Source organism: Halonatronum saccharophilum DSM 13868, from assembly GCF_000517025.1.
Lineage (GTDB): Bacteria > Bacillota > Halanaerobiia > Halobacteroidales > Halobacteroidaceae > Halonatronum > Halonatronum saccharophilum.
On the sequence record NZ_KI912094.1, the window covers coordinates 666,857 to 691,299 of the forward strand.

Sequence of the window (24,443 nt, forward strand, 5' to 3'; positions counted from 1 at the left end):
AGTTAGTATTAGTTTTTTGACCTTAACTATCAATTATCAACTATCATCTATCAATTCCTATTAACGGCTTTCCCGCCTATGTCATTACGGTAATGAGCTCCTTCAAAATCTATCTTCTCTACATTTTCATAGGCTTTATCGATTGCATCCTGATATCCATCACCTAAGGCTGTCACTGCCAAAACTCTTCCTCCTGCTGTTACTAGCTTATCTCCTTTTAAAGCAGTTCCGGCTTGGAAAACAACAATATCTTCTTCCTTACTAGCTTCTGCAACTCCACTAATTTCTTTGCCCTTCTCATAATTTATAGGATAGCCTCCAGAAGCCATAACTACACATAAAGCTGTCTTCTTAGACCATTGAATATTCACTTTTGCTAACCTTTCATCAATTACTGCTTCAAATATCTCTACTAGATCAGTTTCCAATAATGGAAGGACAACCTGAGTTTCAGGGTCTCCAAATCTCACATTATACTCTAAAACTTTTATCTCATCACCATCAATCATTAATCCGCTATAAAGGATGCCCTTAAATTTGACTCCTTCTTCCTTTAGCGCCTTAATAGTAGGCTCTAAAACTTCCTTCTTGATTCTCTCCATCATCTTATCATCTACTACTGGTGCTGGTGCATAAGCTCCCATCCCCCCAGTATTTGGCCCTTTATCACCATCATAGGCTGCCTTGTGATCTTGAGATGGAATCATCGGTACTATAGTCTTACCATCAGTAAAGGCCAAAACTGTAGCCTCTTCACCTTTTAAAAACTCTTCTACAACAATTTGATTACCCGCTTGGCCAAACCTTTCATCAACCATTATCTCTTCTACTGCTTGGATAGCTTCTTCTACATCTTGAGCTACGATTACTCCTTTACCTGCTGCTAATCCTTCAGCCTTAACAACAATTGGAGCACCCTCTTTTTTTATATAATCTATAGCCTTCTTAGCATCACTAAAGCTTTCATACTTTGCTGTAGGAATACCATACTTTTTCATTAAGTCTTTAGAGAATACTTTACTACCCTCTAACTTGGCTCCATCCTTTGTTGGCCCGAAGATTCTTAGCCCTTCTTTCTCAAAAGTATCAACTACCCCATCTACAAGAGGTGCCTCTGGGCCAACAACCGTTAAATCTACCTCTCTACCTTTAGCAAAAGAAATTAAACCTTCAATATCACTATCACTTATTTCTATATTCTCTGCTAAATCTGCTGTTCCAGCATTTCCAGAAGCCACAAAAATCTCTTCTACCTTATCACTCTGTTTTAATTTCCAAACTAATCCGTGTTCACGTCCTCCACTACCAATTACCAACACTCTCATTAAACCACACCCTTCTTTAATAATTTAATTTTCATTATGTAAATTTAATTATCTTTATTATATACTAAATTAGAAATTAAACACCTATCTGCAAATAAAAAATACCCAGGCAGAGAAATCCTACTTTACTAAGAGCAGAACCTCCCCGCCTGGGCTTTTATCCCTTCGGTGTAATATCTATTATCTGTATCGCTTGGACCAGCCAAACATACCAGTTGATAATTTATAATTGATAGTTGATAGTTAAAAGGATTAAAACCTTTACTAGACTATCAACTATCAATTTTCAACTCTCAATTGATGATTGCGGAACCCTAGATACACTTCCCTCATAGTCAGACAGTTACGGCTATCTGGTAGAAACTTATGGGCCAATTCCCACATTTATATGAGGTCATATTCGATTATTATAGTACTATAATAACAAATTAATTACCTATAGTCAACAAAAATAACGAACATTCAAACCTATTATACGAATAAAATTCAGGATAAAATTATATATCCAATTTACCCCTTGTTCTATAAATATTTTATTAAGAAAATATTTATATTGCTTTAATAACAAAAACTCTTAGCAAAATTACACTAAGAGTTTGAAGCTGATCCTATCTCTTCTACTAAATCCATTATCAACTCACCTTTAATCTTAATTGATTCCTCACTACTATCCTCAATAGCACTCTCTAAATCATAAATAGCATTGCGCAATTCATCAAACCTATCCTCTTCTTCTCCTTCAAATTCACCCTCTAATTTAGATAATAGATCCTTAATCTCATTTAAATCTTCATCTATCTCTTCCACTTTTTCTCCTTGGACACTTAGATAAATGATTCTTCTAGTATAAAGAGTAATTTTCTTTAAATCCCCTTGTACTTCTTCATCGTACTTATGATATAGCTCGGTTACTTTTAAATTTAATTCATTCAGCCTGATCATTATTGACAGAATTTCTTTATCCTCAAAGACCTCACTTAAATTATTTAAGCGATCTTCAATAGCGTCGACCTTTTCCTTATCCACCTCTTCATGACTTTCATACTTATTCCAATTATAGTGAATATCCTCTAAGCACTCTTGGACTTCTTCCCATATATTTTTTTCGAATTCTACTAACCGCTTCTCCTTCTCTTCTAAAACATTTCCTTCATTATCACCTTCACCATTATCTCCATCTTCTTCTACAAAATCAACCTTTTCTTCTACTTCAACCTCATCAAAAAAGGCTTCTCTTCTATTATAAATTTGCTCTACCCCTTCTAAACACCGCTCTATACTCATAGAAAAACCTTCTAAATATATATAAGGGTCATCCTCTTCCATCTCCACATTCTCACCATTACAAGCACCTAGAATAAATATCACTATAAGCATTAATATAATAACTTTTACTTTACTTCTTATTTTCACATCATCAGCCCCTAATTAACTAGACTTTACTATATTATTAGCTTAAGCAAAGAAAAGTATTCATAATAGTTTAAGTGGTGAGTAAGGTCAAAACATCAAAAGCACTTATTAAATCCAGCTAGCAAAGAGGGTTCTGATTTTTAAGATTTTACTGATTACTGGTTACAAATTCCTGATTACTATAATCTATCACTTAATAACAGCTTCTATCCCTTGATCTACAAAGATAGACTGTACCTCTTCCATCTTCTCTCTAGAAGGAGGCTCTAAGCCTTCGAGTTCATACTTCATCCCTAAATCCTTCCACTTATGAACTCCTAACTGGTGATATGGCAATAGCTCTACCTTCTTCAAATACTTTAGCGGGGCCAACAAATTGCTAAGTTTCTTAACATCCTCTATATCATCACTTATCCCTGGAACTATCACATACCTAACCCAAAAGTCTTGTTTTTCTTCTTCAAGTAGCTTTAATATATCCAAGATTTTTTCATTACTAACACCTGTAAGCTCTTGATGCTTCAAATCATCTATCTGCTTAATATCTAATAAAACCAAATCTATCTTTTCTAATACCTTTTTAAAATCATCTCTATCAAGATAACCAGAAGTATCTACGGCAGTATGAATCCCCTCTTCCTTACATCTAGTCAATAATTTATCTATAAATTCTAACTGTAAAGTAGGCTCGCCTCCAGATATAGTTACTCCCCCACCTGATTTGTCTATATAAACCTTGCACCTTAATATTTTTTCCATTAACTCCTCTACTTCTATCTGCTCTCCATCTACCATACACCAAGTATCTGGATTATGGCAATATTTACAACGCAAGGGGCAACCTTGGGTAAAGATAACATATCTAATTCCCGGGCCATCTTGAGTTCCTAAACTTTCAACTGAATGAATCCAACCTTTTCCCATATTCATCCCCCCCTTTTAAAAATAGAAAATTAGGCGATGATAAACACCCCCTAATCTCCTTTATTATAATTTCTTATTTAGACAAAAATTATTAAATACCTCTATAAAATTTCACTTTTATATAGATAGGCTATCTCTTAAATTCGATAGTTTCCATTTCTACGAGTTTTTAAAGAGCAAAAAACCCTTCTTACTATTTCTTTTTTTAACTCGATACTGCTTTTGCTGGCCTCAGGGTTTATAACAACCATAAACCCTTCGTGGGCGGAGTTACTATTTCTTTCTTTAAACTTGATACTTCTTGCGTCGCCCTACATATCCTTATGGAAAGTACGAGCTATTACCTCTTGTTGCTGCTCTGGTGTTAATCTAATAAAGTTAACTGCATATCCAGATACTCTAATTGTTAACTGTGGATACTTCTCTGGATGGTCTACTGCATCTAATAAAGTCTCTCTCTCTAAAACATTTACATTCAAGTGATGGGCATCTTTATCAAAATAACCATCTAAGATAGCAACTAAATTACTAACTTGAGAGTTCTCATCTCCACCTAAGGCCTTTGGAACTATTGAGAATGTATTAGAAATACCATCTTGACAATAATCATATGGAATCTTAGCAACAGAGTTTAAGGATGCTACAGCACCAGAAGTGTCACGACCATGCATTGGGTTGGCCCCAGGAGCAAATGGAACGCCAGCTTCTCTACCATCAGGTGTAGCACCAGTCTTCTTACCATAAACAACGTTAGAAGTAATTGTTAAAACAGACATTGAATGTTTAGCATCCCTATATAGATCATGCTTTTCTAACTTATTCATAAACTTCTTAACAACATCTACTGCCAATCTATCAACTCTATCATCATCATTACCGTATTTAGGGAAGTCTCCTTCAATTTCAAAATCTATAATTAAACCTTCTTCATTTCTGATAGGCTTAACTTTAGCATATTTAATAGCACTTAGAGAGTCAGCAATTATAGATAACCCTGCTACACCAAAGCCCATAATTCTTCCTACCTCAGTATCATGTAATGCCATCTGTACAGCTTCATAAGCATACTTATCATGCATATAGTGGATAATATTTAAAGCATCTACATACTTCTCAGTTAACCAATCTAAAAACCTATCAAAGCTAGCCATTACCTTATCAAAATCTAATATATCATCTCCATAAGGTGTGAATTCAGGGCCAACTTGAACTCCACTCTTCTCGTCACGACCACCATTTAAAGCATAAAGTAAAGTCTTTGGTAAATTACATCTAGCTCCAAAGTACTGGATTTCCTTACCTGCATCCATAGCAGATACACAACATGCAATACCATAATCATCACCAAAGGACTGTCTCATCAAACAATCATTTTCATATTGAACTGAACTTGTATCCTTAGATACCTTAGCACAGAAACTCTTAAATCCTTCTGGCATCCTTTCAGACCAAAGAATTGTCAAGTTTGGCTCAGGTGCTGGACCTAAGTTATATAAAGTATTTAAAATTCTAAAGCTTGTCTTAGATACTAATGGTCTACCATCAATACCCATTCCACCTATAACCAAAGTAACCCATAATGGGTCTCCACTAAATAATTCATTATAACCTGGAGTTCTTAATTGTCTTGCCAGTCTCAATTTAATTACAAAATCATCAATTAACTCTTGAGCCTCTTCTTCAGTTAAATTACCTGCTTTCATATCTTCTTCAATATAGATATCAAAGAATTCAGATACTCTACCCAAAGACATTGCAGCTCCATTATTCTCTTGAATCGCAGCTAAATATCCCATATAAGTCCACTGAATAGCTTCATAAGCATTTTTAGCAGGTCTACCTAAGTCTAAACCATAAGTTTCTCCTAAACCTTTTAACTTTTTTAAAGCCTTAATCTGCTCACTAACCTCTTCTCTTAAGCGAATAACCTCTTCAGTCATTGGCCCAGTCAAGTTAGCCTTATCATCCTCTTTATCTTTGATTAATTTATCTACACCATATAAAGCAACCCTACGATAATCACCAATAATTCTTCCACGCCCATAAGCATCAGGCAAACCTGTAATTACCCCAGAACGTCTAATTTCTCTTAATTCCGGAGTATATGCATCAAAAACCCCATCATTATGTGTTTTTCTATACTTAGTAAATACCTCTTTTATATTATCATCTACTTCATACCCATAAGCTTGGGCAGCTTGGTTGGCCATTCTAATACCACCATAAACATTTAATGTTCTCTTTAAAGGTGCATCAGTCTGTAATCCAACAATTTTTTCTAAATCTTTATCTATATAACCAGCATCATAAGCATTGATATCAGCTACTGTATCTGCATCAACATCTAATACTCCATCATTTTCCAGTTCTTTCCATAAAAGCTTAGAACACTGATCCCACAAGTTTTTAGTTCTATCAGTTTCTCCAGTTAAGAAAGAATCATCACCTTCATAAGGTGTATAATTTCTCTGTACAAAATCTCTAACCTCTATCTCATCTTGCCATTTACCAGCTTTAAAATTTTCCATCACTAATCTCCTCCTTATAAGCTTGTATTAATAATCATTACTATTTAATTAGATTGTACCATCTTCCTCCAATAGTTTCAAATAAATAAAACCTATATCTTTAATTATGCTTCAATAATAACATAACTATTATTTTATAGTCAATTAAATTTACCATTTAGTGAAAAGATATAATTTTCATACAATTCTCATAATAACAACTCACTTGACTAAGGTTTGATTTTTTAAGTAAAATAATTCCAATTAATATTAAAAATATATGTTCTTTTGGATGATATATACTAATAAACTAACTATATGGGGAGGTGGTAAAAGAAAAAACACCTGCTAAGTTAACTTAGCAGGTGTTTTTTTCTTTTACTTAAAACTAGGTTTTAAAGTTATAGTCTGATCTCTTTTTGGGCCAACAGAAACAATAGAAATCTCTGTTCCTACAAATTCAGATATTCTATCTAAGTATTTTTTAGCATTAGCAGGTAATTGCTTATACTCTTTTATCTTAGATGTATCCTCTTTCCACCCTGCTAATTTTTCATAAACAGGTGTACAGTCCTTCAAAATCTCCTCTTTAGTTGGAAACTCATCTAATAACTCACCTTTGTACTTATATCCGATACATATCTTAATTTCATCTAAGTCATCTAAAACATCTAACTTAGTAATTGCTAAACTGGTCAATCCATTTACCCTTACTGCATACTTTAAGATAACTCCATCAAACCAACCACAACGTCTAGCTCGACCAGTTGTAGTTCCAAACTCATGACCTACCTTACGTAAATACTCTCCCATCTCACCCTCAAGTTCAGTTGGAAATGGCCCTTCACCTACTCTGGTAGTATAAGCCTTAACAATACCTAAAACTCCATCAATCTTGGTTGGCCCTACACCAGTTCCACTACAAACCCCACCAGAAGTTGGATTAGAAGATGTAACAAATGGATAAGTACCATGGTCTATATCCAATAATGTTCCTTGTGCTCCTTCAAATAAAATATTCTTAGCATCAGCTAGCTCTTGGTTAATCAATAGTGAAGTATCAGTGATAAATTCTTTAATCCTTTGAGCATAAGCTAAGTACTCTTCTACTATATCTTCTACATTAAAGGTATCTAAGCCATAGACGTTCTTTAATATCAGATTCTTTAACTCTAAAGCTTCTTCAACCTTAGCTTTAAAGAGATCAGCGTCAAGTAAATCCTCCACTCTGATACCAAACCTACCTATCTTATCCATATAAACAGGGCCAATACCCTTTCCAGTTGTACCTATCTTATCATTGGCTTTTCGCTTCTCTTCAGCCTTGTCCAAAGCACGGTGGTATGGCATAATCAAATGAGCTTTAGAACTAATATAGAAATTATCTACCTCTACCCCTTTTTGGGCCAAATAATCTAATTCCTCTATCAACACCTTAGGATCTATCACAACACCATTTCCAATAATACATTTAGTATTAGGATATAAGATACCAGAAGGAATTAAATGCAATTTATATTCTTTCTCTCCTACCACGACCGTATGACCAGCATTATTTCCACCTTGGTAACGAACTACAGCATTAGCCTCTTCACCAATCATATCAGTAATCTTACCCTTACCTTCATCTCCCCACTGAGTTCCAACAACAACAACTGTTGACATCAAATTGCCCCCTTTTGTTTAGCTGTCAGCTATCAGCTTTCAGCCTTCAGCTAAAAAAATTAAATTCTTAAAACCTTTCATCCTCTATTCTTTACTCTTTAGCATTCTTTATTCTTAACTGCAAACTGACACTGCCCTTACTCCAGTCCTAACCTTTTATAAATAACATCTATATTTCTTAAATGATAGGAATAATCAAATATCTGTTCAACCTCTTCTTGGCTTAAATTATCTAATAACTCATCATCCTCTAATAAAAACTCCTTGAAGGTCTTTTCACCCTCCCAAGCCTTTAAAGCATTTCTTTGAACAATTGCATAAGCATCATCTCTAAGTAATCCCTTATCTACTAAGTTTAGCATTACTTTTTGAGAGAAGATTAATCCCTTTGTTTTCTCTAAATTGGCTTTCATATTTTCAGGGTATACACCTAGATTTTCTACAACAACTATAAACTTAGTCAACATATAATCAACTAAAATACTACTATCAGGAAGTACTACCCTCTCTGGCGAAGAGTGAGTAAGATCTCTTTCATGCCAGAGGTTAACATTATCAAAACCAACATTAACATTTGCTTTAACAACTCTAGATAATCCAGACACCCTTTCACAGATAATTGGATTCTTCTTATGAGGCATCGCTGAAGAACCTTTTTGTCCCTTTCTAAAAGACTCTTCTATCTCTAAGATATCTGTTCTTTGTAAATTTCTAATCTCTGTTGCAAATTTATCTAATGAACTTGCCACCAAACCTAAAAATGATAAATATTCACTATGACGATCTCGTTGTAATATCTGCGAAGATATAGGAGCTGCTTTTATACCTAAAATCTCACAAGCTCTCTCTTCAATTTTTGGATTAATATTAGCAAAAGTACCAACTGCTCCAGATATTTTCCCAAAACTGATTCTTTCTAGTAGTTGTTCTCCTCTTTGAATATGCCTTTTAACCTCTGCATACCAATTGGCAAGCTTCAATCCTAAAGTAAGAGGTTCAGCATGTACCCCATGAGTACGTCCAATCATTACTTGCATCTTATATTTATTTGCTTTGACTGCTAAGGCATCTTTAAAAGTCTTTAAATCATCTATTATCAACTCCAAAGACTCCTTCATCTGTAAGGCCCTAGCTGTATCCTTAATATCTGAAGAGGTTAATCCCATATGTATATACTTAGATTCTTCACCTAAATTCTCTGCTACTGCAGTTAAAAAGGAGAGAATATCATGCCTAGTCTCCTTCTCAATCTCTTTAAGCCTATCTAAGCTAAAAGCAGCATTCTTTCTTATCTTTTCAAAGTCAGCTTTAGGGATCTCTCCTTCTTCTGCTAAAGCTTGACATACTGCTACCTCAATCTCTAACCACTTATTAAATTTATTCTCTTCACCCCAAATTTGACCCATCTTTTGCAAAGTATAACGTCCTATCATTTATTAAAACCTCCTATAATATCATATAATATTAGGAATTTAATTGAACAACACTAATATCATAGCAAAATTATTATTAAAAGTCAACTTAATATCGAATTTTAAAAATACTAACTGTTATAACCTTCGTATATTTTCATACTTTAGTGTAATAAAGTGTATGAACTTATTCTTACATAACTAAAGACAAGGCTTCTTTTAGAAGCCTTGTCTTTAGTTTAACCATTAATCCTTTTTTTTAAGAGCCTTTGGTGCCTTAGGCTGATAGCTAACCAGTAAACTAGCTGAATCAGAACTCTTTTTAGCTACCTTCTCTAAGAAGTTAGCAGCCACTTTTTTAATCTTCATAGATAATTACCCCCTTATATATTTTCTTCTATATAGTTTATAGGCAAGGGGAGTTAGGGTGAATAATTGCCATAATATACCTAGAAGTCCTGCTAAAACGACCCCCTGCAAACTATCTAACAAAGTAAGAGAAAAATAAAAGCTAAGCAAACAAAATAGAACTAAAAAAGAAGATATTCTTAGTTTAGATCTTTTTAATTCATCCTCAATTAGATTCTCCTCTACTTGCGCAGGGACATAAAGATAAATGATTACAGAAGCTAATATAAAGACAAACCAAAATAATATGGATAACTCCCTTACTCCTAAAAATGCCATTAGATAGTCTGTCTTTAATCCAATAAGAATAAAGGTGATAACACTTGATAAGATACACCCCTTAAAGGTTAAAGCATGAACTCCACCAGAGAATACCCTTAAAATTGAGAAACTTACTGCTCCTACTAATGAAAATAATAGTACCCCAAATAAAGAAGAAAAAATAATAATTAAGCTATACGCAATTAAGGTAGAAAATATAGCTAATAATCCAAAGACCATAATCTCCTTCTTCTCCTTAGAAAAATCATCAAAAAGATTATTAATTATCCTTACACTTATCTTTTCTAAGCTTAATTTTAACATAGATATCACCATTTTTATTTTTTTTACAATTATATTCATATTATAACAATTAATTCACTGAATGTCAATGAATTTAATGTAAAAAAATATAATTCTAAGGCGATTTAACTGTCGAACTGTCAATTAACCTGTAGTTATAGCGATAGATTATTCCTCCAATAACTACCAAAAAAGCTTGGCTCAAATATGCAAGCAGATAAAAAAGAAAAGTATTCGATCTAATCTCATCAAATGTTAATTCTAATAATCCCGAGGCTAAATTAAAAGTAATAGTCTCAGAGATTCCCAAGATCATAAAACCAATTATTGTAGCTAAAAAGGATAATAGCCAATTAATCCTTAGGATAAACTTAAAGACAAGAACCAAAATAGCAAGAACAAGTAAGAAATGTAGACCATATAAATTAAAGACCTCCCTAGTTAACCATAAACCAAAGGTATATAATAAAGCTATCTTTAAATAATCACCAAACCTCCCCTTAACCCCTACTAATTGTAACCCTATAAAGGAAGTTATTAAAATCTCAGGTATTGTTATTAAAATATAAGAAATTATACTCATATTAATTTCTCCTTTTCTAATCTTTTTTTCCTTAAAAGACATCTAAATTCAGTCCCATAACCTTTCTTACTGACTATCTCTAGATGTCCACCTGTCTCTTCTACTAAATTCTTGATAATATATAGCCCATATCCCCGTTCCTCTCCCTTGGTAGAAAAACCTGGCTCGAAAATTGCATCTATAAACTTATTATCAATTGTTGGCCCGCTATTATAAACAGATAATAGATATAACTGATCCTTATCTATACCCCTTACCTCTATTTTCTTCTCTCCACTAAAGTTACCTGTTGCTTCTATAGCATTATCAACTAAATTAGATAATAACCTAAAGATCTTGTTTAAAGACAAATTAATCTTATGTATATTAGGATCTAATATATAATCAAAGTCTATAGCAGATTTTAAAGCACTATCTCTCTTAGGAAGGAGTATAGAATCAAGAAGAGAATTATTAGAATATTCATTATTTTTATCTACAGATACTAAATCTTTACTTAGTGACTTAATATAATCTTTAACATCTTTAGTCTTATTTAATTGTATCATCCCATAAATAGTCTGAAGATGATTTATAAAATCATGCTTCTGACTTCTTAAACTCTTAATCATCTTTAGATTCTCCTCATCTTTTACCCTTTGCACCTTATAATCAATTTTTAACTTAATTATTCTTGAATAATCTTTAACCATTATAATCGCTAATATAGATAGCCCAATAGAAATAAAGAGAATAATATTAATAATTACAGATGATAAATTATTCATTACACCCAATTTTTGCCAAGATGATAATATAATTAATAAAAAAGATTGTATCAATGCTATTAATATAATATATTCTTCTTTAAACAACTCCAATTCCTCCTTTGTACTTTTATATTATTTACTAAATAATTCAACATATATTTATTATTTTCCTTCATTATTCACTAGATTGATCTTCCCCCCATAAATTACCCTTATTATCTATTTCAACATTTTATGACAAAAACCTGCGCATAAATCAATAATAAAACAGCAATTTTGCAAAATTGCTGTTTTATTCTTCGTTTCGTTTAGCTAGATCAACAAAACGAGTATATTCTTTTTGAAAAGCAAGCTCCACAGTGCCAACAGGACCATTACGCTGCTTACCTATTATAATTTCTGTAATTCCAGCTCTTTCAGAATCTGGATTATAATAATCATCACGATAAATAAAAGCTACAACATCAGCATCCTGTTCAATAGATCCACTTGAACGAAGGTCACTAAGTTGAGGTCTTTTATCATTTCTCTGCTCTACAGCCCTACTTAACTGAGATAAAGAAACAACAGGAACATCAAGTTCTCTAGCTAACCCCTTTAAAGAACGAGAGATATCAGAGACCTCTTGTTGACGACTTTCACTACCACCACTACCTTGCATCAACTGCAAATAATCTATCAATATTAAATCAAGCCCATGCTCAGCCTGAATCCTTCGAGCTTTGGCCCTCATCTCCATTACAGAAATTCCAGCTGTATCATCGATAAAGATTTTAGATTCACCTAAACGACCAGCAGCTTGAGATATTCTCCTCCAGTCATTCTCATTTAAAAAGCCCGTCCTTAAGCGATGACTATCAACTTGAGCCTCTGAGCATAACATTCTTTGAACTAGTTGAGCCTTAGACATCTCCAGAGAGAATATTGCTACTGAAGCATTCTCCTTTACTGCTGCATGCTGAGCAATATTTAAAGCTAAAGCTGTCTTTCCCATACTTGGACGAGCAGCTAATATAACTAAATCAGACCGCTGAAATCCAGAAGTCATCTTATCTAAATCTCTAAATCCAGTTGGAATCCCTGTTACATCACCTTTGTGATTATATAACTTTTCTAAATTATCAAAAGTTTCCATCAGTATATCTTTAATCCCATCAAAACTTTGTACTCTTCTTCTTTGAGTTACATTAAAAACTAACTGTTCTGCATTATCTAATATATGAGCTACCTCATTTTCTCCCTCATAAGCCAATTGTGACATCTGATGAGAAATCTTAATTAACCTTCTTAGGATAGACTTCTCCTCAACAATCTTAGCATAATACTCTACATTGGCAGCTGTAGGTACACTATTAACCAAAGAAGTAATATAAGAAGCACCACCAACACTTTCTAACTCTTCTTTTTCTCTTAATTCTTCAGTTATAGTTACCAAGTCTACAGGTTCTCCCTTATCAAATAAACGATTAATAGCATTAAATATAATAGAATGGGCTTGACGATAGAAGTCATCTGACTTTAGTATTTCTATAACTTTAGCAATTGCATCTCGATCTAAGAGCATAGAACCTAATGTAGATTTTTCCGCATCCAAACTATTGGGAGGAACCCTGTCTAACTCTTCCATCTTCTAACCTCCTTCATCCAGCTAAAACCATCTCCAATACTTCTTCAATACTTTTAACTGGTATAACATCAATCTTTATATCATCAAAGTCTAATTTATTATCGGCAGGGATAAATACCTCTTTAACCCCCGCTTGCTGTGCACCATATATCTTCTCAATTACACCACCAACAGGCTTGATTTTACCATGTAGTGAAATTTCACCTGTTATAGCTATATCCTGACGAACTTCAATCTCCTCTAAAGCACTAATAATAGCCACTAAAATAGCCACACCTGCTGAAGGACCATCAACTTTAGCTCCTCCAACAATATTAACATGAATATCATAATCTTTTATATTCTTTCCAGTTACTTTTCTAATAACTGAAGCAGCAGTTACCACAGAATCTTGAGCCATACTACCGGCAGTCTTATTAAAGTTTAAGCTCCCTTTACCTTTCTCACTAGCTGAGAAAGAGATTGCCTCAACCTCTAAAATCGATCCTAAAAATCCGCTAACTCCCAAACCAAGTACCCTTCCAACTTGACTTTCATTATTAGCTTCTTTTTTATTAATAGGCACCAATCTACTCAATTTAACTGCTTCTAAAACATGTTTTATTCTAATTATATTACCTTTATTATAAAGGGCCAAATTGTAAGCATCAATTAATATATTGATAGCTTCTCTTCCTTGTATAGTATAAGAAGAGATTAATTCTCCTACCCCTTCTTCTACCTTGATTGACAATTTAGATGAAGCTTGTTCCACTATACCTGCAATCTCCTCTTTAGTCAGTGGTTCAAAAAAGATGCTTGTACACCTAGATCTTAGAGCAGGATTTAATTCCTGTGGACTTCTAGTTGTAGCTCCAACCAAAATAAAGTCAGCTGGTGCTCCATCCTTAAATAGCTTTTTAATATATTGAGGAACATTCTCATTATCAGGGTCGTAATAAGAAGAATCAAAATGGACTCTCTTATCTTCTAATACCTTTAATAATTTATTCTGTAAAATTGGATCTAATTCACCAATCTCATCTATAAATAATATCCCTCCATGAGCCTTAGTTACTAATCCTAACTTAGGTTCTGGTATCCCATCTTGGGCCAACTTACCTTTTGCCCCTTGATAAATCGGATCATGAACTGAACCTAATAAAGGATTGGTCACCTCTCTTGGATCCCAGCGCAAAGTAGTTGCATCCACCTCAATAAATTGGCCCTTTTCTCCAAAGGGTGTATTATCCATCCCTTTTACCATCTCTAAAGCCAACCTAGCAGCAGTGGTCTTACCTACTCCTGGTGGTCCATGAATAATAATATGCTGAGGATATGGTGAAGCCAATTTTGTTAATAAAGCCTTAGTACCTCTTTCTTGTCCAATAATCTCCTCTAAACTTTTAGGTCTTAGTAGATTATTAGCTGAAATATTAAGACCATTCTCTTCTAAGCACTCTAGTTCAATATATTTTTTTAACATCTGGGGTGTATCAACAGTATTATCCTTATCTTCTTGACGAACTATCTCTTCTTTTATCTCTTTAATATACTCTTGGTGCTTTAACTCTAACTTCTCATTTATCTTATTCTCTATCTCTTCTTTAATAGACTTCTTAGCCAATTTATCAGTTAAAGTTTCTTCAAGATCATCTAGAAGAGATATCTTAGCTTCAACTTCTTTAGGAACATCATCAACTATAGGAAGATCAAAAATCAATTTTTGTAGTGCAATCAATTTATCATCTATTAATTCCGACTCTAGAATATCTAAAATATCAAGTTTGCCTGCTTTCAACAATAGCTTATCTATTCCATATAATTCAGATAAAAGATCAAAAAGAGCAGTAATCTTATTCTCTAACTGCTCCTTTTGGTTCTTTACTTTTTTATCTGTCATTTGATCCCCTTTCTAAGCTTGGACAACCTTTACCCTAATCTCTACAGTTACATCCTTATGTAACTTGATACTTACTTTTTTAGTTCCAAGACTTCTAATGTGAGAACTTAAATCTATCTTTCGCTTGTCAATTTTCTCTCCAGTAACCTCTTTAATCTTATTAGCTATATCTTTAGAGGTAACTGAACCAAATAAACGACCATTATCTCCAGCTTTAACCTTTATCTCAAAGATTTCACCTTCAAGCTCTTTAGCTTTGGCTTTAGCTTCTTCTAATTCTCTTCTTCTTTTACGCTTTTTTGCTTTTTTCTTCTCTTTTAATGTATTCACATTACCTTCATTAGCCTTTTTTGCTAAACCTCTTGGGATTAAAAAATTTCTAGCATGACCATCTGAAGCTTCAACTACTTCTCCTTTTTTTCCTAACCCTTTAACATTCTTCTGCAATATTACTTTCATAATATCCCCCCATTGTCTCTTATTATATAATAGCTATTTTATCATTACAATAATGTATTGATACCATAGCTTTAACTTTTTTCTAATGAACGAAAATCAATCCAAATATCTAAAAGCCCTATTACTAATATCAAATGATTAACAAACGGGATAAGTAAAATTAAGATCAGAAAAAACAATATAATAGCTTTCTTGAGCTTAAATCTAAGCAAATAATAATAAGTAACTCCTATCCCTTGAGCTAAGACCAAGAAATTACTTATAATAAATATATTTTTACCAATATCGGTACCTATAAGTAAAACCGATAATATATATATATATCCTAACCATTTAGGAAATCTTAACCTTCTAAAAGAAAAATCAAGAGAATAATCATAGTTAAGTCTTTTTAAAACAACTATACTAAAGTAATAATTAACAGCTGAAACCACCATTCCCAGACAAAAGATTATAGATATAAAAGCCACTCTAATAATATATTGCATTAATTCTACTGTTTGACCAGCTGCCTCTATTTGGTCTTCAGAAATCCCTATACTCCTATAAATCTCTAAAGAATCTCTAAAAACCTCATCTAATAAAGCAAGTATATCAACATTTAATATATAGATATTAATAAAAACCAATAATAAGATAGCCAGTGTAACAGCAGTTGCCCCTATTAGAAATACAATCTTAGACGAAAAACCTTCTTCTAAAGCAGAGCCCATACTTACTCCAATTAACCCTATAGTTATGATAGAAAAAAGAGCAAAGCTTGGATCAATTAGTGATCCCAAAATCATTCCTACTACCAAACTAGATAGAATGCTTATTTTACTTCCCCATCTGACACTTAAAATAATTATAGGGACTGGTGAGACTAATAAAGCAAAACCACCGAATAATGGAATGAAAAATGAGAATACAACCAATAAAACTGTAATTCCAGATAATAAAGCCCCTTCAACAATTCCCTTAACCTCTAAAGAATCCACCGATTATCTCCTCTCCTTTAGATGCTCTGAAAATTCACTTAAATCTCCATACCATACTTCAATTTGATGTTTATTATTAATATTGTTTTCTATCTGTTTCTCTAATCTTCTATCAACTTGATCAAAAGAGTACCCTAGCCTCTTTGCTAATAAATATGTAGACATAATAATATTAGTTAAGATCTCTAAGATCTTAATTTCATTCTGTTTTATCATAACTTTAAATAATAAGGATATATTACTTAATAGCTCGGTCTTTAACCATTCGATTATCTTTAAGTTCTTGGTGATAGAACCTTCTACAGAGTTAAACTTTTTCATAGAGAACCTCCTAGCTAAAATATATCTATAATCTAATTCTTCATCAGGATACTTTTTCCTGCAAATTTAAAGATAAAAGGAGGCATTATCTGCCTCCTTCCCTTAGTCAATTTTAAAAGGTAATAAAGCAATATTTCTAGCTCTCTTTATTGCTTTAGTTAGTTCTCTTTGGTGTTTTGCACAATTACCAGAAATTCTTCTTGGTAATATCTTTCCACGATCAGTTATATACTTTCTTAGGCTATTAACCTTCTTGTAATCAATGTTATCTATTTTATTAGAACAGAAATCACAAGATTTCCTTCTTCCGCGTGCCGCCATTTAATTTCCCCCCTTTATACATTTTAGAAAGGGACTTCTATATCCTCTTCAATATATTGTCCTTGTTGATTATTCTTTTGATTATTACTTCTATTACTATTGCGATTATTATTGTCACTAGGCCAATCTAAGAATTTAACATTATTAGCTACAACTTCTGAGATTGTCCTACGTTGTCCCTCTTTTGTTTCATAAGAACGAATCTGTAATCTTCCATCAACAGCAACCAATCTTCCTTTACCTAGGTGGTTTGCACAAGTCTCTGCTTGTTTTCCCCAAACAACAATTCTTATAAAATCAACATCTCTTTCTCCCTGTTGATTAGTATAGTCTCGTTCTACAGCTACAGCAAAATTACCAACAGCTTTTCCACTTGCAGTATAACGTAACTCTGGATCTTGAGCTAAGCGACCAATCAATACAATCTTATTAAGCACAAGAAGACACCACCTTGATTTTATTATTCATCCTTTAGAATTAAATATCTGATTACATTGTCATCAATCTTATAAACCCTCTCTAGTTCCGCTACAGTATCAGCATCACCTTTGAAGTTTACTAATGTATAATAACCTACAGTTTGTTTGTCGATTTCATAGGCCAACTCTTTCTTGCCCCAATTATCTACATTAACTACTTCTCCGTTATTATCAGCAATAAGGCTTGTCATCTTTTCAACTACACCTTCTATTGCCTCTTCAGTTAAATTAGCATCAATAATGAACATAGTTTCATAATTTCTCATATCTTTCACCTCCCCATTTGGTCAATGGCCCTCACTAAGAGAGCATGGAATAACATAATAAATTATAACACCCTCTTACTTAGATTTCAACCTTTTTATTGAGTTCTTTAGCCAATAGCTAACTATACATTAAATTTAAAGTAACATACATCACCATCTTTAACGATATAATCTTTACCTTCTAATCTATAGGTACCAGCTTCTCTCGCTTTAGCAAAAGACCCCACTTCAATTAAATCTTCATAGCTTACAATTTCTGCTTTAATAAATCCTCTTTCCATATCTGTATGAATTACACCAGCAGATTGTGGTGCAGTTGATCCACTTTTAACAGTCCAAGCCCGAACTTCTTTTTCACCAGCTGTAAAAAAGGTGATTAGCCCTAAGAGTTCATAGCCAGCCCTAATTAGCTTATCCAAACCAGACTCTTTTATACCTAATTCTTCTAAGAACATTTCTTTCTCTTCACCATCAAGTTCAGAAATCTCTGCTTCTATTCTAGCACTTACTGTAACTACCTTGGCTTTTTCTTGTGAAGCTTTTTCTTTTACTTTAGCTACTAATTGATTATCTTCATCATCTATAAGATCTTCTTCCCCTACGTTAGCAGCATATAACACAGGTTTTAATGTTAGTAAATTCAAATCCCTAATCAGCTTTTCTTCTTCTTTAGATAGACCAACACTTCTAGCTGGATCACCCTCTTCTAAAACACTCTCTACTTTCTCTAAAACAGCTAATTGTTCTTTATAAATTTTATCACCAGTCTTAAGTAGTTTTTCAGTCTTTTCTCTCTTCTTAGTAACACTCTCTAAATCAGATAAGATCAGCTCCATATCAATAATATCTATATCACGTAAAGGATCAACACTTCCCTCTACATGAGTAATATTCTCATCATCAAAACAACGAACAACGTGAACAATAGCATCTACTTCTCTAATATTAGCTAAGAACTTATTTCCTAACCCTTCACCTTTACTAGCTCCTTTTACTAAGCCAGCAATATCAACAAACTCAATAGCAGTTGGAATAGTCTTTTGAGGACCAATAACCTCTGTTAATTTATCCAACCTTTTATCTGGAACATCTACTATTCCCACATTTGGATCTATAGTACAAAATGGATAATTAGCAGAATCCGCTCCTGCTTCAGTAATTGCATTAAATAAAGTTGATTTACCTACATTAGGTAAACCTACAATTCCACATTTCATTCCCATATTAAAATACTCCCCTTTATATAATTGATAATTGATAGTGGACAATTGATAGTTAAAGTCAAAATCTTATTAGAGTTTTTAGATTTAAGGTTCTTAACTATCAATTATCAATTTTAAACTATCAATTGAACTTACGCTTTATTACTTCTATCTACTATCTTTTTAACACTTTTTTCAAACTTAGGTCTTGGAAGCATAATTACCCTACCACAACCTAAGCATTTAGCTCTAAAATCTATTCCCGTACGTAAAATTTCCCATTGATCCTCTCCGCAAGGGTGCTTCTTTTTAAATTTAACGATATCGCCAACAGAAAAATCCATAACCTTCTCCCCCAATCTCTTTTATAATAATTAATTGCTTTCAAAAAACCTTAAGGATGATTGGATATCCGTTAAATAATCCATGTAATAGTATATAATTAATTACCATAAAAAACAAGGGCCAACACCTAATCTTCCTTATTTACGATAACCATATGGTTATAAGGAATTGATATCCCTACTTGGTCAAATCTCTCTTTTATTTTTTGGCGCAATACCCTTCCTATCTGCCAAGAATCCATTGGTTCAACCATAGCCACCACTCTAATATTAACACTAGAGTCTGCTAAATCTTGAACCCCTTGAACTGTTGGCCCTTCTTTAATAACAGAGTACTCTTCTTTGACTTCTTGGGCCAATCCCTTTAATACATCAATAGCCTCTTGAATATTTTGGTTATAATCTATTGCAGCATCAACTACTACCCTTCTTGTAGTAGTGCTTAAATTTGTAACCTGATCAATTTTTCCGTTGGGGATAATATGTAAATCTCCATCAAAATTCCTTACCTTTGTCACTCTCAATCCAACTTCTTCCACAATTCCTTCCACATCAGAAAACTTTACATAATCATCAACCGCAAATTGCTTCTCAAATAAAATGAAAAATCCTGTAATTATATCCTGAACCAAATTTTGAGCACCAAAACCTACAGCTAAACCAATTACACCAGCACCAGCTATTATCGATGTAGTTGGAACTCCTAAAACCTCTAAAGCCATAGTACCACCTATAAAATACAGAGTATATCTTAAAGCACTCTTTAATACTATCTTTAGTGTATTGTTTCTACGCTTTAAATGTTTATCATACTTCTGCTTGTCCTCAAAAAACCTATCAATAATAAAGCCACCAAATCTCATCAATAACCTTCCAGCAATTATTATAAGTGCTATCTGAACTACAACACTTAATAAATTTAATAAGAAATCTGGATCCCAAGCCCTGCTTCCAATATAATCTAAAGTTTGATTAAAACCATCTAAAATCTTTTCCATTAATTTCACTCCTCTCTAATATCTATTATTTCTTTACCTCTATAAAATACCCTGGGTACCCTAGGAGAAATCCTTGAGATTATTTCATAATTAATTGTATTTAATTTTTCAGCTAATTCACTCGCCTCTATATTATCACCTACATCTTCACCTATTAAAGTAACTTCATCACCAACTTCAGCCTCAGTACCACTTAAATCTATCATCATCTGATCCATGCATATATTACCTATCACCGGAACTCGTTGGCCCTTAAATAAAACCTCCGTTATTCCTGATAAAGCTCTAGAATAACCATCATGATACCCTACTGGCAAAGTTCCTATTCTAGTCTTTTTCTTGGTAGTATACCTTCCCCCATAGCTTATCTTGGTATCTTCTTCAACTTCTTTTAAATAAACAATTTTAGCCTTCCACTTTAGTGCAGACTTTAATTTTATCTTTCTTCTTAAGGGTTTATCAGGATAAAGACCATACATAATTATCCCCATCCTAACTAAATTATAATGAGTCTGTGGGAAATTAATAATTGCTCCACTATTTGCTGTATGTAATATAGGAATCTCAATACCCTCACTTTTTAAAGAAGAGATTACCCTATTAAACTTCTCTAATTGCTCCATTGTATAATCCTCATTAGTATCAGCCATAGAAAAGTGAGTAAAAGCCCCTTCTATCTCTAGATTAGGTAACTGAGCTATCCTTCTTATCTCCTTTAGAGCCTGATCAGGTAGTAAACCAATCCTTCCCATCCCAGTATCTAGCTTTATATGAACTTTAACCTTTTGACCAAATCCAGAAAGATACTCTGCCAAATCATAGCTATAAATAGTAGGGGTTAAATCATACTTTAAAACATCATCTACCTGATTAAAATATAAAGTTCCTAAGATTAATATAGGAGCTTTTATCCCTTCCCTTCTTAATTGTATCCCTTCAGTAACAGTAGCAACACCTAAGCATTTACAACCTACCTTCAAAGCAATTTTAGCAATTTCAATAATTCCATGACCATAAGCATTTGCTTTAACAACAGCCATTATATTAACGCCTTCATTAATTCTACTTTTAACCGACCTGATATTCTCCTCAATTGCATCTAAATCTATCTCTACCCAAGTAGGCCTTAAATTCTTAATCTCCATTATTATCCCTTCCTCCAAGACTTCCTCTTTTCCGGTATTTTTTCGAAAATTACCTCACCTTTATTTTAACTCATTTTTTTTATTAATCCTAGCTCTCTTTAAATAAAAATCCCCCTAAGTATTTGATCATTAAAAGAGAGAATAACCCTAGACTTATTCTGCCAAGCTGTGGATAAATTAATTCAACCAACTTAGAAAAAGGCAATCTAGTAATAGGTACTATTAAAAACAAAATATAAAAAAGCCCCTTGCCCCTTGATATATTATAATCTTTATTTAAGCGATCAACTAAAACATACAGATTACAAGTTGCTGTAGTAATCATTGCTGCCCATAAAGTAATAGCATAAGGGTAATATAGACCCCTTTTATAAACATATATAATATTTAATACTGGAACTTCACTTTTAGATATCGCAGGATAATATAGATAAAGTATATGAGCAATAGTTAGTGCCAACCCACCTAATAATACTCCTCCTATAAAGATTCCACTTAAAAGTTCCTTTTTGTCATACTCTAAAGTTAATGGTAATAAGACAGTTAAGGCTAAAATCAAATTATATCCAGTATAGATAAAAGATGAGCTTAACCACCTAAGACCTATTACCTCTTCTTTAAAATTATAATCAAAAGCTTCTGTTAGATTAATTGAAGTAAATACTAATATTCCAATCAAAAGAGGAATAAATATAACATTTAGCTTTACTATCCCTTCAACTCCATAATAGTTGGCCCCTGCTACAATAATTATCGTTAATAACAAACCTAATCCACCAGGAATAGCAAATAATTCCCCAACAACCTCTTTACTTCCAGATAACATAACGATCAAACTTCCTACTAAAAATAAGGTCAATATCCAATCTGACAAAAAACCAACTCTTTTACCACCAACTTTATAAAATAATTCTTTATAGTCATTAACATTTAAATTATAACTCATACTAAGAAAACTAACTCCTAAAAAACTAAAGAACAAAGCTGATAACAAAATACCAAAAAGACCTTTGTTTCCGTATATAACAAAAAACTGTAATATCTCCTGACCAGAAGCAAAACCAGCTCCAATTACAGCACCAATATATATTAATGCAACTTGAAGACTCTTCTTCACACCATCACCCCTTAATTATATATATGATAGGATGATTAAATAAATTTAGGAAAAAGATTACAGTTTATCTCGGTAATAAATTACATATATTAAAAATAAACACCTTAATAAAAATCATTATTTTAATTTAATATAAATATATAGGGTAAAATTAATCTCAAATCTTAATGTAAATGAGGGTGTAAAAATGGATAAATTAAAAAGCTTAATACAATTTAATAAAAACAGCCAAGAACAACTTAAGCGTCAAAAATTATTGAAACAAAGCAGAGTTGACATTAATGATCCTTTAGCGATTAATAATTTGAAAAAATTAATAAAACACAAGTTAAAAAATAAATATGATCCTTTACATCAAGACCTAGTATTAATATGTATTGGAAGTGATAGGTCAACTGGAGATTCTCTTGGCCCTTTAACTGGATCAAAATTAAATAATTTTAATTTTGATAAAAAAGTAAGTGTCCTAGGTTCTTTAGAATCACCAGTCCATGCTAAAAATCTTCAAGAGACTTTAAATTATATAGATAAAAACTACTCCAACCCCTTTATTATTGCAATAGATGCCAGTCTAGGTAAGAGTAGTAGCGTTGGATCAATAAGTATAAATGATGGCGCATTAAAACCAGGTTCAGGAGTTAATAAAAACTTACCTGAAGTTGGAGATATCCATATAACTGGTTTAGTTAATGTATCAGGTTATATGGAATACTTCGTCTTACAAAGCACCAGGTTACATATAGTTGTACAAATGTCTAAAATAATTGCTTATTCTCTAGTTCAATCTATAAAAAGCATCTATAATTAAAAGCTTTAATCCCCTTGTTTGGGGATTAAAGCTTTAATTATTATAATTCTATAGTCATCTTAATATGATTAATTCCAGCTTCTTCAAATACCTTACCTGAAACTACATTAAATCCTCTTTTTTTATAAAAAGATACTGCATCCTCTTGAGCATTCAAGAATACCTTTTTAACTTCCTTACTCTTGGCCCATTGTAACACTTCTCTTACTAACTGAGTACCAATACCTTTTCCCCTAAACTCTTTTTTTACAGCCATCCTACCTAACTTAGCCAGATCATCTTTAATAAGCAAACGACAAATACCTATAACTTCTTTATCTAAGCATCCTATAAAGTGAATTGCTCCCTCATCCTTCTCATCCACCTCTAAGCTAAGAGGAACCCCTTGCTCTTTTACAAATACTTCTTTTCTTAAATTTAAAGATCTTTCTAATTCATCTTTATTATTAGTCTTTTTAATCTTTATTTTGCTACACTTTTTTTTTACCATTATTCTTCTCTGATTTATCTTCTCTCTTAGTTTCTTTCATCTTATCTTCAATATTATTTGAATTCATCTTGGATCTACTACTACCTTTAAAGGTTGCGCCATCATGAATTATTAAATTAGAGATACATATATCACCTATCAACTTTCCTGATTCAACAATCTCTAATTTCTCATCTGCCTTAACATCTCCTTCTACACTCCCGGCAATCATTACATTGCTACCTGTAACGTTTGCTTTCAACTTACCTTCTCTACCTATGTAAACATCCCCTTTAGTTATCAACTCTCCTTCTAACTCACCATCAATTCGAATTGACTCTTCAACCTTAATAACTCCTTCAATCTTAGTACTGTTACTTATTATAGTCCCGACATTTTTAGCATTCTTCTTCTTTTTTTTCTTTCCAAACATTTTATAATATCCCCCTTATAGATAACTATTTATATTATACTT

The 24,443-nt window shown here is 32.7% G+C and carries 26 protein-coding genes and 1 riboswitch; of the genes, 1 reads left to right on the top strand and 25 read right to left on the bottom strand.

Annotation, left to right across the window (positions count from 1 at the left end):
- Positions 1 to 50: 50 nt before the first annotated feature.
- The 23 genes from purD to HALSAC_RS0106945 all read right to left on the bottom strand — a co-directional run bounded on the left by purD (position 51) and on the right by HALSAC_RS0106945 (position 22,691).
- On the bottom strand, positions 51 to 1,325 hold the full coding sequence (gene purD, locus HALSAC_RS0106835; RefSeq protein ID WP_027339643.1) for a phosphoribosylamine--glycine ligase: 1,275 nt from the start codon (positions 1,323 to 1,325) through the stop codon (positions 51 to 53).
- Positions 1,326 to 1,637: 312 nt separating this feature from the next.
- Positions 1,638 to 1,737: riboswitch (purine riboswitch) on the bottom strand.
- A 176-nt stretch (positions 1,738 to 1,913) separates the two neighbouring features.
- A complete protein-coding gene (locus HALSAC_RS0106840) occupies positions 1,914 to 2,738 on the bottom strand; it encodes a hypothetical protein (protein ID WP_027339644.1) in 825 nt (274 codons plus the stop codon).
- A 189-nt stretch (positions 2,739 to 2,927) separates the two neighbouring features.
- Positions 2,928 to 3,662, bottom strand: a complete 735-nt coding sequence (gene pflA / locus HALSAC_RS0106845; RefSeq protein ID WP_027339645.1) for a pyruvate formate-lyase-activating protein — start codon at positions 3,660 to 3,662, stop codon at positions 2,928 to 2,930.
- Positions 3,663 to 3,973: 311 nt separating this feature from the next.
- The gene (gene pflB, locus HALSAC_RS0106850) at positions 3,974 to 6,190 is read right to left on the bottom strand and encodes a formate C-acetyltransferase (protein WP_027339646.1); all 2,217 of its coding nucleotides are present in this window, start codon (positions 6,188 to 6,190) and stop codon (positions 3,974 to 3,976) included.
- A gap of 357 nt (positions 6,191 to 6,547) precedes the next feature.
- The gene (locus tag HALSAC_RS0106855) at positions 6,548 to 7,834 is read right to left on the bottom strand and encodes an adenylosuccinate synthase (RefSeq protein WP_027339647.1); all 1,287 of its coding nucleotides are present in this window, start codon (positions 7,832 to 7,834) and stop codon (positions 6,548 to 6,550) included.
- A gap of 137 nt (positions 7,835 to 7,971) precedes the next feature.
- Positions 7,972 to 9,267, bottom strand: coding sequence for an adenylosuccinate lyase (purB, locus tag HALSAC_RS0106860; protein ID WP_027339648.1), 1,296 nt, complete (start codon positions 9,265 to 9,267; stop codon positions 7,972 to 7,974).
- Between the two features lie 225 nt (positions 9,268 to 9,492).
- On the bottom strand, positions 9,493 to 9,615 hold the full coding sequence (locus HALSAC_RS16830; protein WP_084804364.1) for an AgrD family cyclic lactone autoinducer peptide: 123 nt from the start codon (positions 9,613 to 9,615) through the stop codon (positions 9,493 to 9,495).
- 6 nt (positions 9,616 to 9,621) lie between these two features.
- Positions 9,622 to 10,239, bottom strand: a complete 618-nt coding sequence (locus tag HALSAC_RS0106870) for an accessory gene regulator ArgB-like protein (RefSeq protein ID WP_027339649.1) — start codon at positions 10,237 to 10,239, stop codon at positions 9,622 to 9,624.
- Between the two features lie 94 nt (positions 10,240 to 10,333).
- Positions 10,334 to 10,801, bottom strand: coding sequence for a hypothetical protein (locus tag HALSAC_RS0106875; RefSeq protein ID WP_156924148.1), 468 nt, complete (start codon positions 10,799 to 10,801; stop codon positions 10,334 to 10,336).
- Positions 10,798 to 11,655 (bottom strand): sensor histidine kinase, encoded by an 858-nt coding sequence (locus HALSAC_RS0106880; RefSeq protein WP_245579437.1) that lies wholly within the window; start codon positions 11,653 to 11,655, stop codon positions 10,798 to 10,800. The genes HALSAC_RS0106875 and HALSAC_RS0106880 overlap by 4 nt, the downstream gene beginning before the upstream one ends.
- Positions 11,656 to 11,842: 187 nt before the next feature.
- Complete coding sequence (dnaB, locus tag HALSAC_RS0106885; protein WP_027339652.1) at positions 11,843 to 13,177, bottom strand: replicative DNA helicase; 1,335 nt, start codon at positions 13,175 to 13,177, stop codon at positions 11,843 to 11,845.
- Positions 13,178 to 13,190: 13 nt separating this feature from the next.
- Complete coding sequence (gene lonC / locus HALSAC_RS0106890) at positions 13,191 to 15,059, bottom strand: Lon family ATP-dependent protease (RefSeq protein WP_027339653.1); 1,869 nt, start codon at positions 15,057 to 15,059, stop codon at positions 13,191 to 13,193.
- Between the two features lie 12 nt (positions 15,060 to 15,071).
- Positions 15,072 to 15,518 (bottom strand): 50S ribosomal protein L9, encoded by a 447-nt coding sequence (rplI, locus tag HALSAC_RS0106895; RefSeq protein ID WP_027339654.1) that lies wholly within the window; start codon positions 15,516 to 15,518, stop codon positions 15,072 to 15,074.
- Between the two features lie 71 nt (positions 15,519 to 15,589).
- Positions 15,590 to 16,498: a DUF2232 domain-containing protein gene (locus tag HALSAC_RS0106900; RefSeq protein WP_027339655.1), complete on the bottom strand. Its 909-nt coding sequence runs from the start codon at positions 16,496 to 16,498 to the stop codon at positions 15,590 to 15,592.
- 3 nt (positions 16,499 to 16,501) lie between these two features.
- The gene (locus HALSAC_RS0106905; protein ID WP_027339656.1) at positions 16,502 to 16,819 is read right to left on the bottom strand and encodes a MazG-like family protein; all 318 of its coding nucleotides are present in this window, start codon (positions 16,817 to 16,819) and stop codon (positions 16,502 to 16,504) included.
- 102 nt (positions 16,820 to 16,921) lie between these two features.
- The gene (gene rpsR, locus HALSAC_RS0106910) at positions 16,922 to 17,140 is read right to left on the bottom strand and encodes a 30S ribosomal protein S18 (protein ID WP_027339657.1); all 219 of its coding nucleotides are present in this window, start codon (positions 17,138 to 17,140) and stop codon (positions 16,922 to 16,924) included.
- A gap of 23 nt (positions 17,141 to 17,163) precedes the next feature.
- A complete protein-coding gene (locus HALSAC_RS0106915; RefSeq protein ID WP_027339658.1) occupies positions 17,164 to 17,577 on the bottom strand; it encodes a single-stranded DNA-binding protein in 414 nt (137 codons plus the stop codon).
- A 23-nt stretch (positions 17,578 to 17,600) separates the two neighbouring features.
- On the bottom strand, positions 17,601 to 17,885 hold the full coding sequence (gene rpsF / locus HALSAC_RS0106920) for a 30S ribosomal protein S6 (RefSeq protein ID WP_027339659.1): 285 nt from the start codon (positions 17,883 to 17,885) through the stop codon (positions 17,601 to 17,603).
- A 122-nt stretch (positions 17,886 to 18,007) separates the two neighbouring features.
- Positions 18,008 to 19,108, bottom strand: coding sequence for a redox-regulated ATPase YchF (gene ychF / locus HALSAC_RS0106925; protein WP_027339660.1), 1,101 nt, complete (start codon positions 19,106 to 19,108; stop codon positions 18,008 to 18,010).
- 131 nt (positions 19,109 to 19,239) lie between these two features.
- Positions 19,240 to 19,431, bottom strand: coding sequence for a DUF951 domain-containing protein (locus HALSAC_RS0106930; RefSeq protein ID WP_027339661.1), 192 nt, complete (start codon positions 19,429 to 19,431; stop codon positions 19,240 to 19,242).
- Positions 19,432 to 19,559: 128 nt separating this feature from the next.
- A complete protein-coding gene (locus HALSAC_RS0106935) occupies positions 19,560 to 20,429 on the bottom strand; it encodes a mechanosensitive ion channel family protein (RefSeq protein ID WP_027339662.1) in 870 nt (289 codons plus the stop codon).
- A gap of 5 nt (positions 20,430 to 20,434) precedes the next feature.
- Positions 20,435 to 21,574 carry an alanine racemase gene (gene alr, locus HALSAC_RS0106940; RefSeq protein ID WP_035571464.1) on the bottom strand — a complete coding sequence of 380 codons (1,140 nt, stop codon included), beginning with the start codon at positions 21,572 to 21,574 and terminating at the stop codon, positions 20,435 to 20,437.
- Between the two features lie 88 nt (positions 21,575 to 21,662).
- Positions 21,663 to 22,691 carry a YkvI family membrane protein gene (locus HALSAC_RS0106945; RefSeq protein WP_027339664.1) on the bottom strand — a complete coding sequence of 343 codons (1,029 nt, stop codon included), beginning with the start codon at positions 22,689 to 22,691 and terminating at the stop codon, positions 21,663 to 21,665.
- A 187-nt stretch (positions 22,692 to 22,878) separates the two neighbouring features.
- Here HALSAC_RS0106945 and yyaC point away from each other — a divergent pair, with 187 nt between their 5' ends.
- A complete protein-coding gene (yyaC, locus tag HALSAC_RS0106950; RefSeq protein ID WP_027339665.1) occupies positions 22,879 to 23,499 on the top strand; it encodes a spore protease YyaC in 621 nt (206 codons plus the stop codon).
- A 40-nt stretch (positions 23,500 to 23,539) separates the two neighbouring features.
- Here the strand turns inward: yyaC and HALSAC_RS0106955 are convergent, their stop codons facing one another.
- Positions 23,540 to 23,989, bottom strand: coding sequence for a GNAT family N-acetyltransferase (locus HALSAC_RS0106955; RefSeq protein ID WP_035571371.1), 450 nt, complete (start codon positions 23,987 to 23,989; stop codon positions 23,540 to 23,542).
- Positions 23,970 to 24,401, bottom strand: a complete 432-nt coding sequence (locus HALSAC_RS0106960; protein ID WP_027339667.1) for a bactofilin family protein — start codon at positions 24,399 to 24,401, stop codon at positions 23,970 to 23,972. The genes HALSAC_RS0106955 and HALSAC_RS0106960 overlap by 20 nt, the downstream gene beginning before the upstream one ends.
- Positions 24,402 to 24,443: the final 42 nt, after the last annotated feature.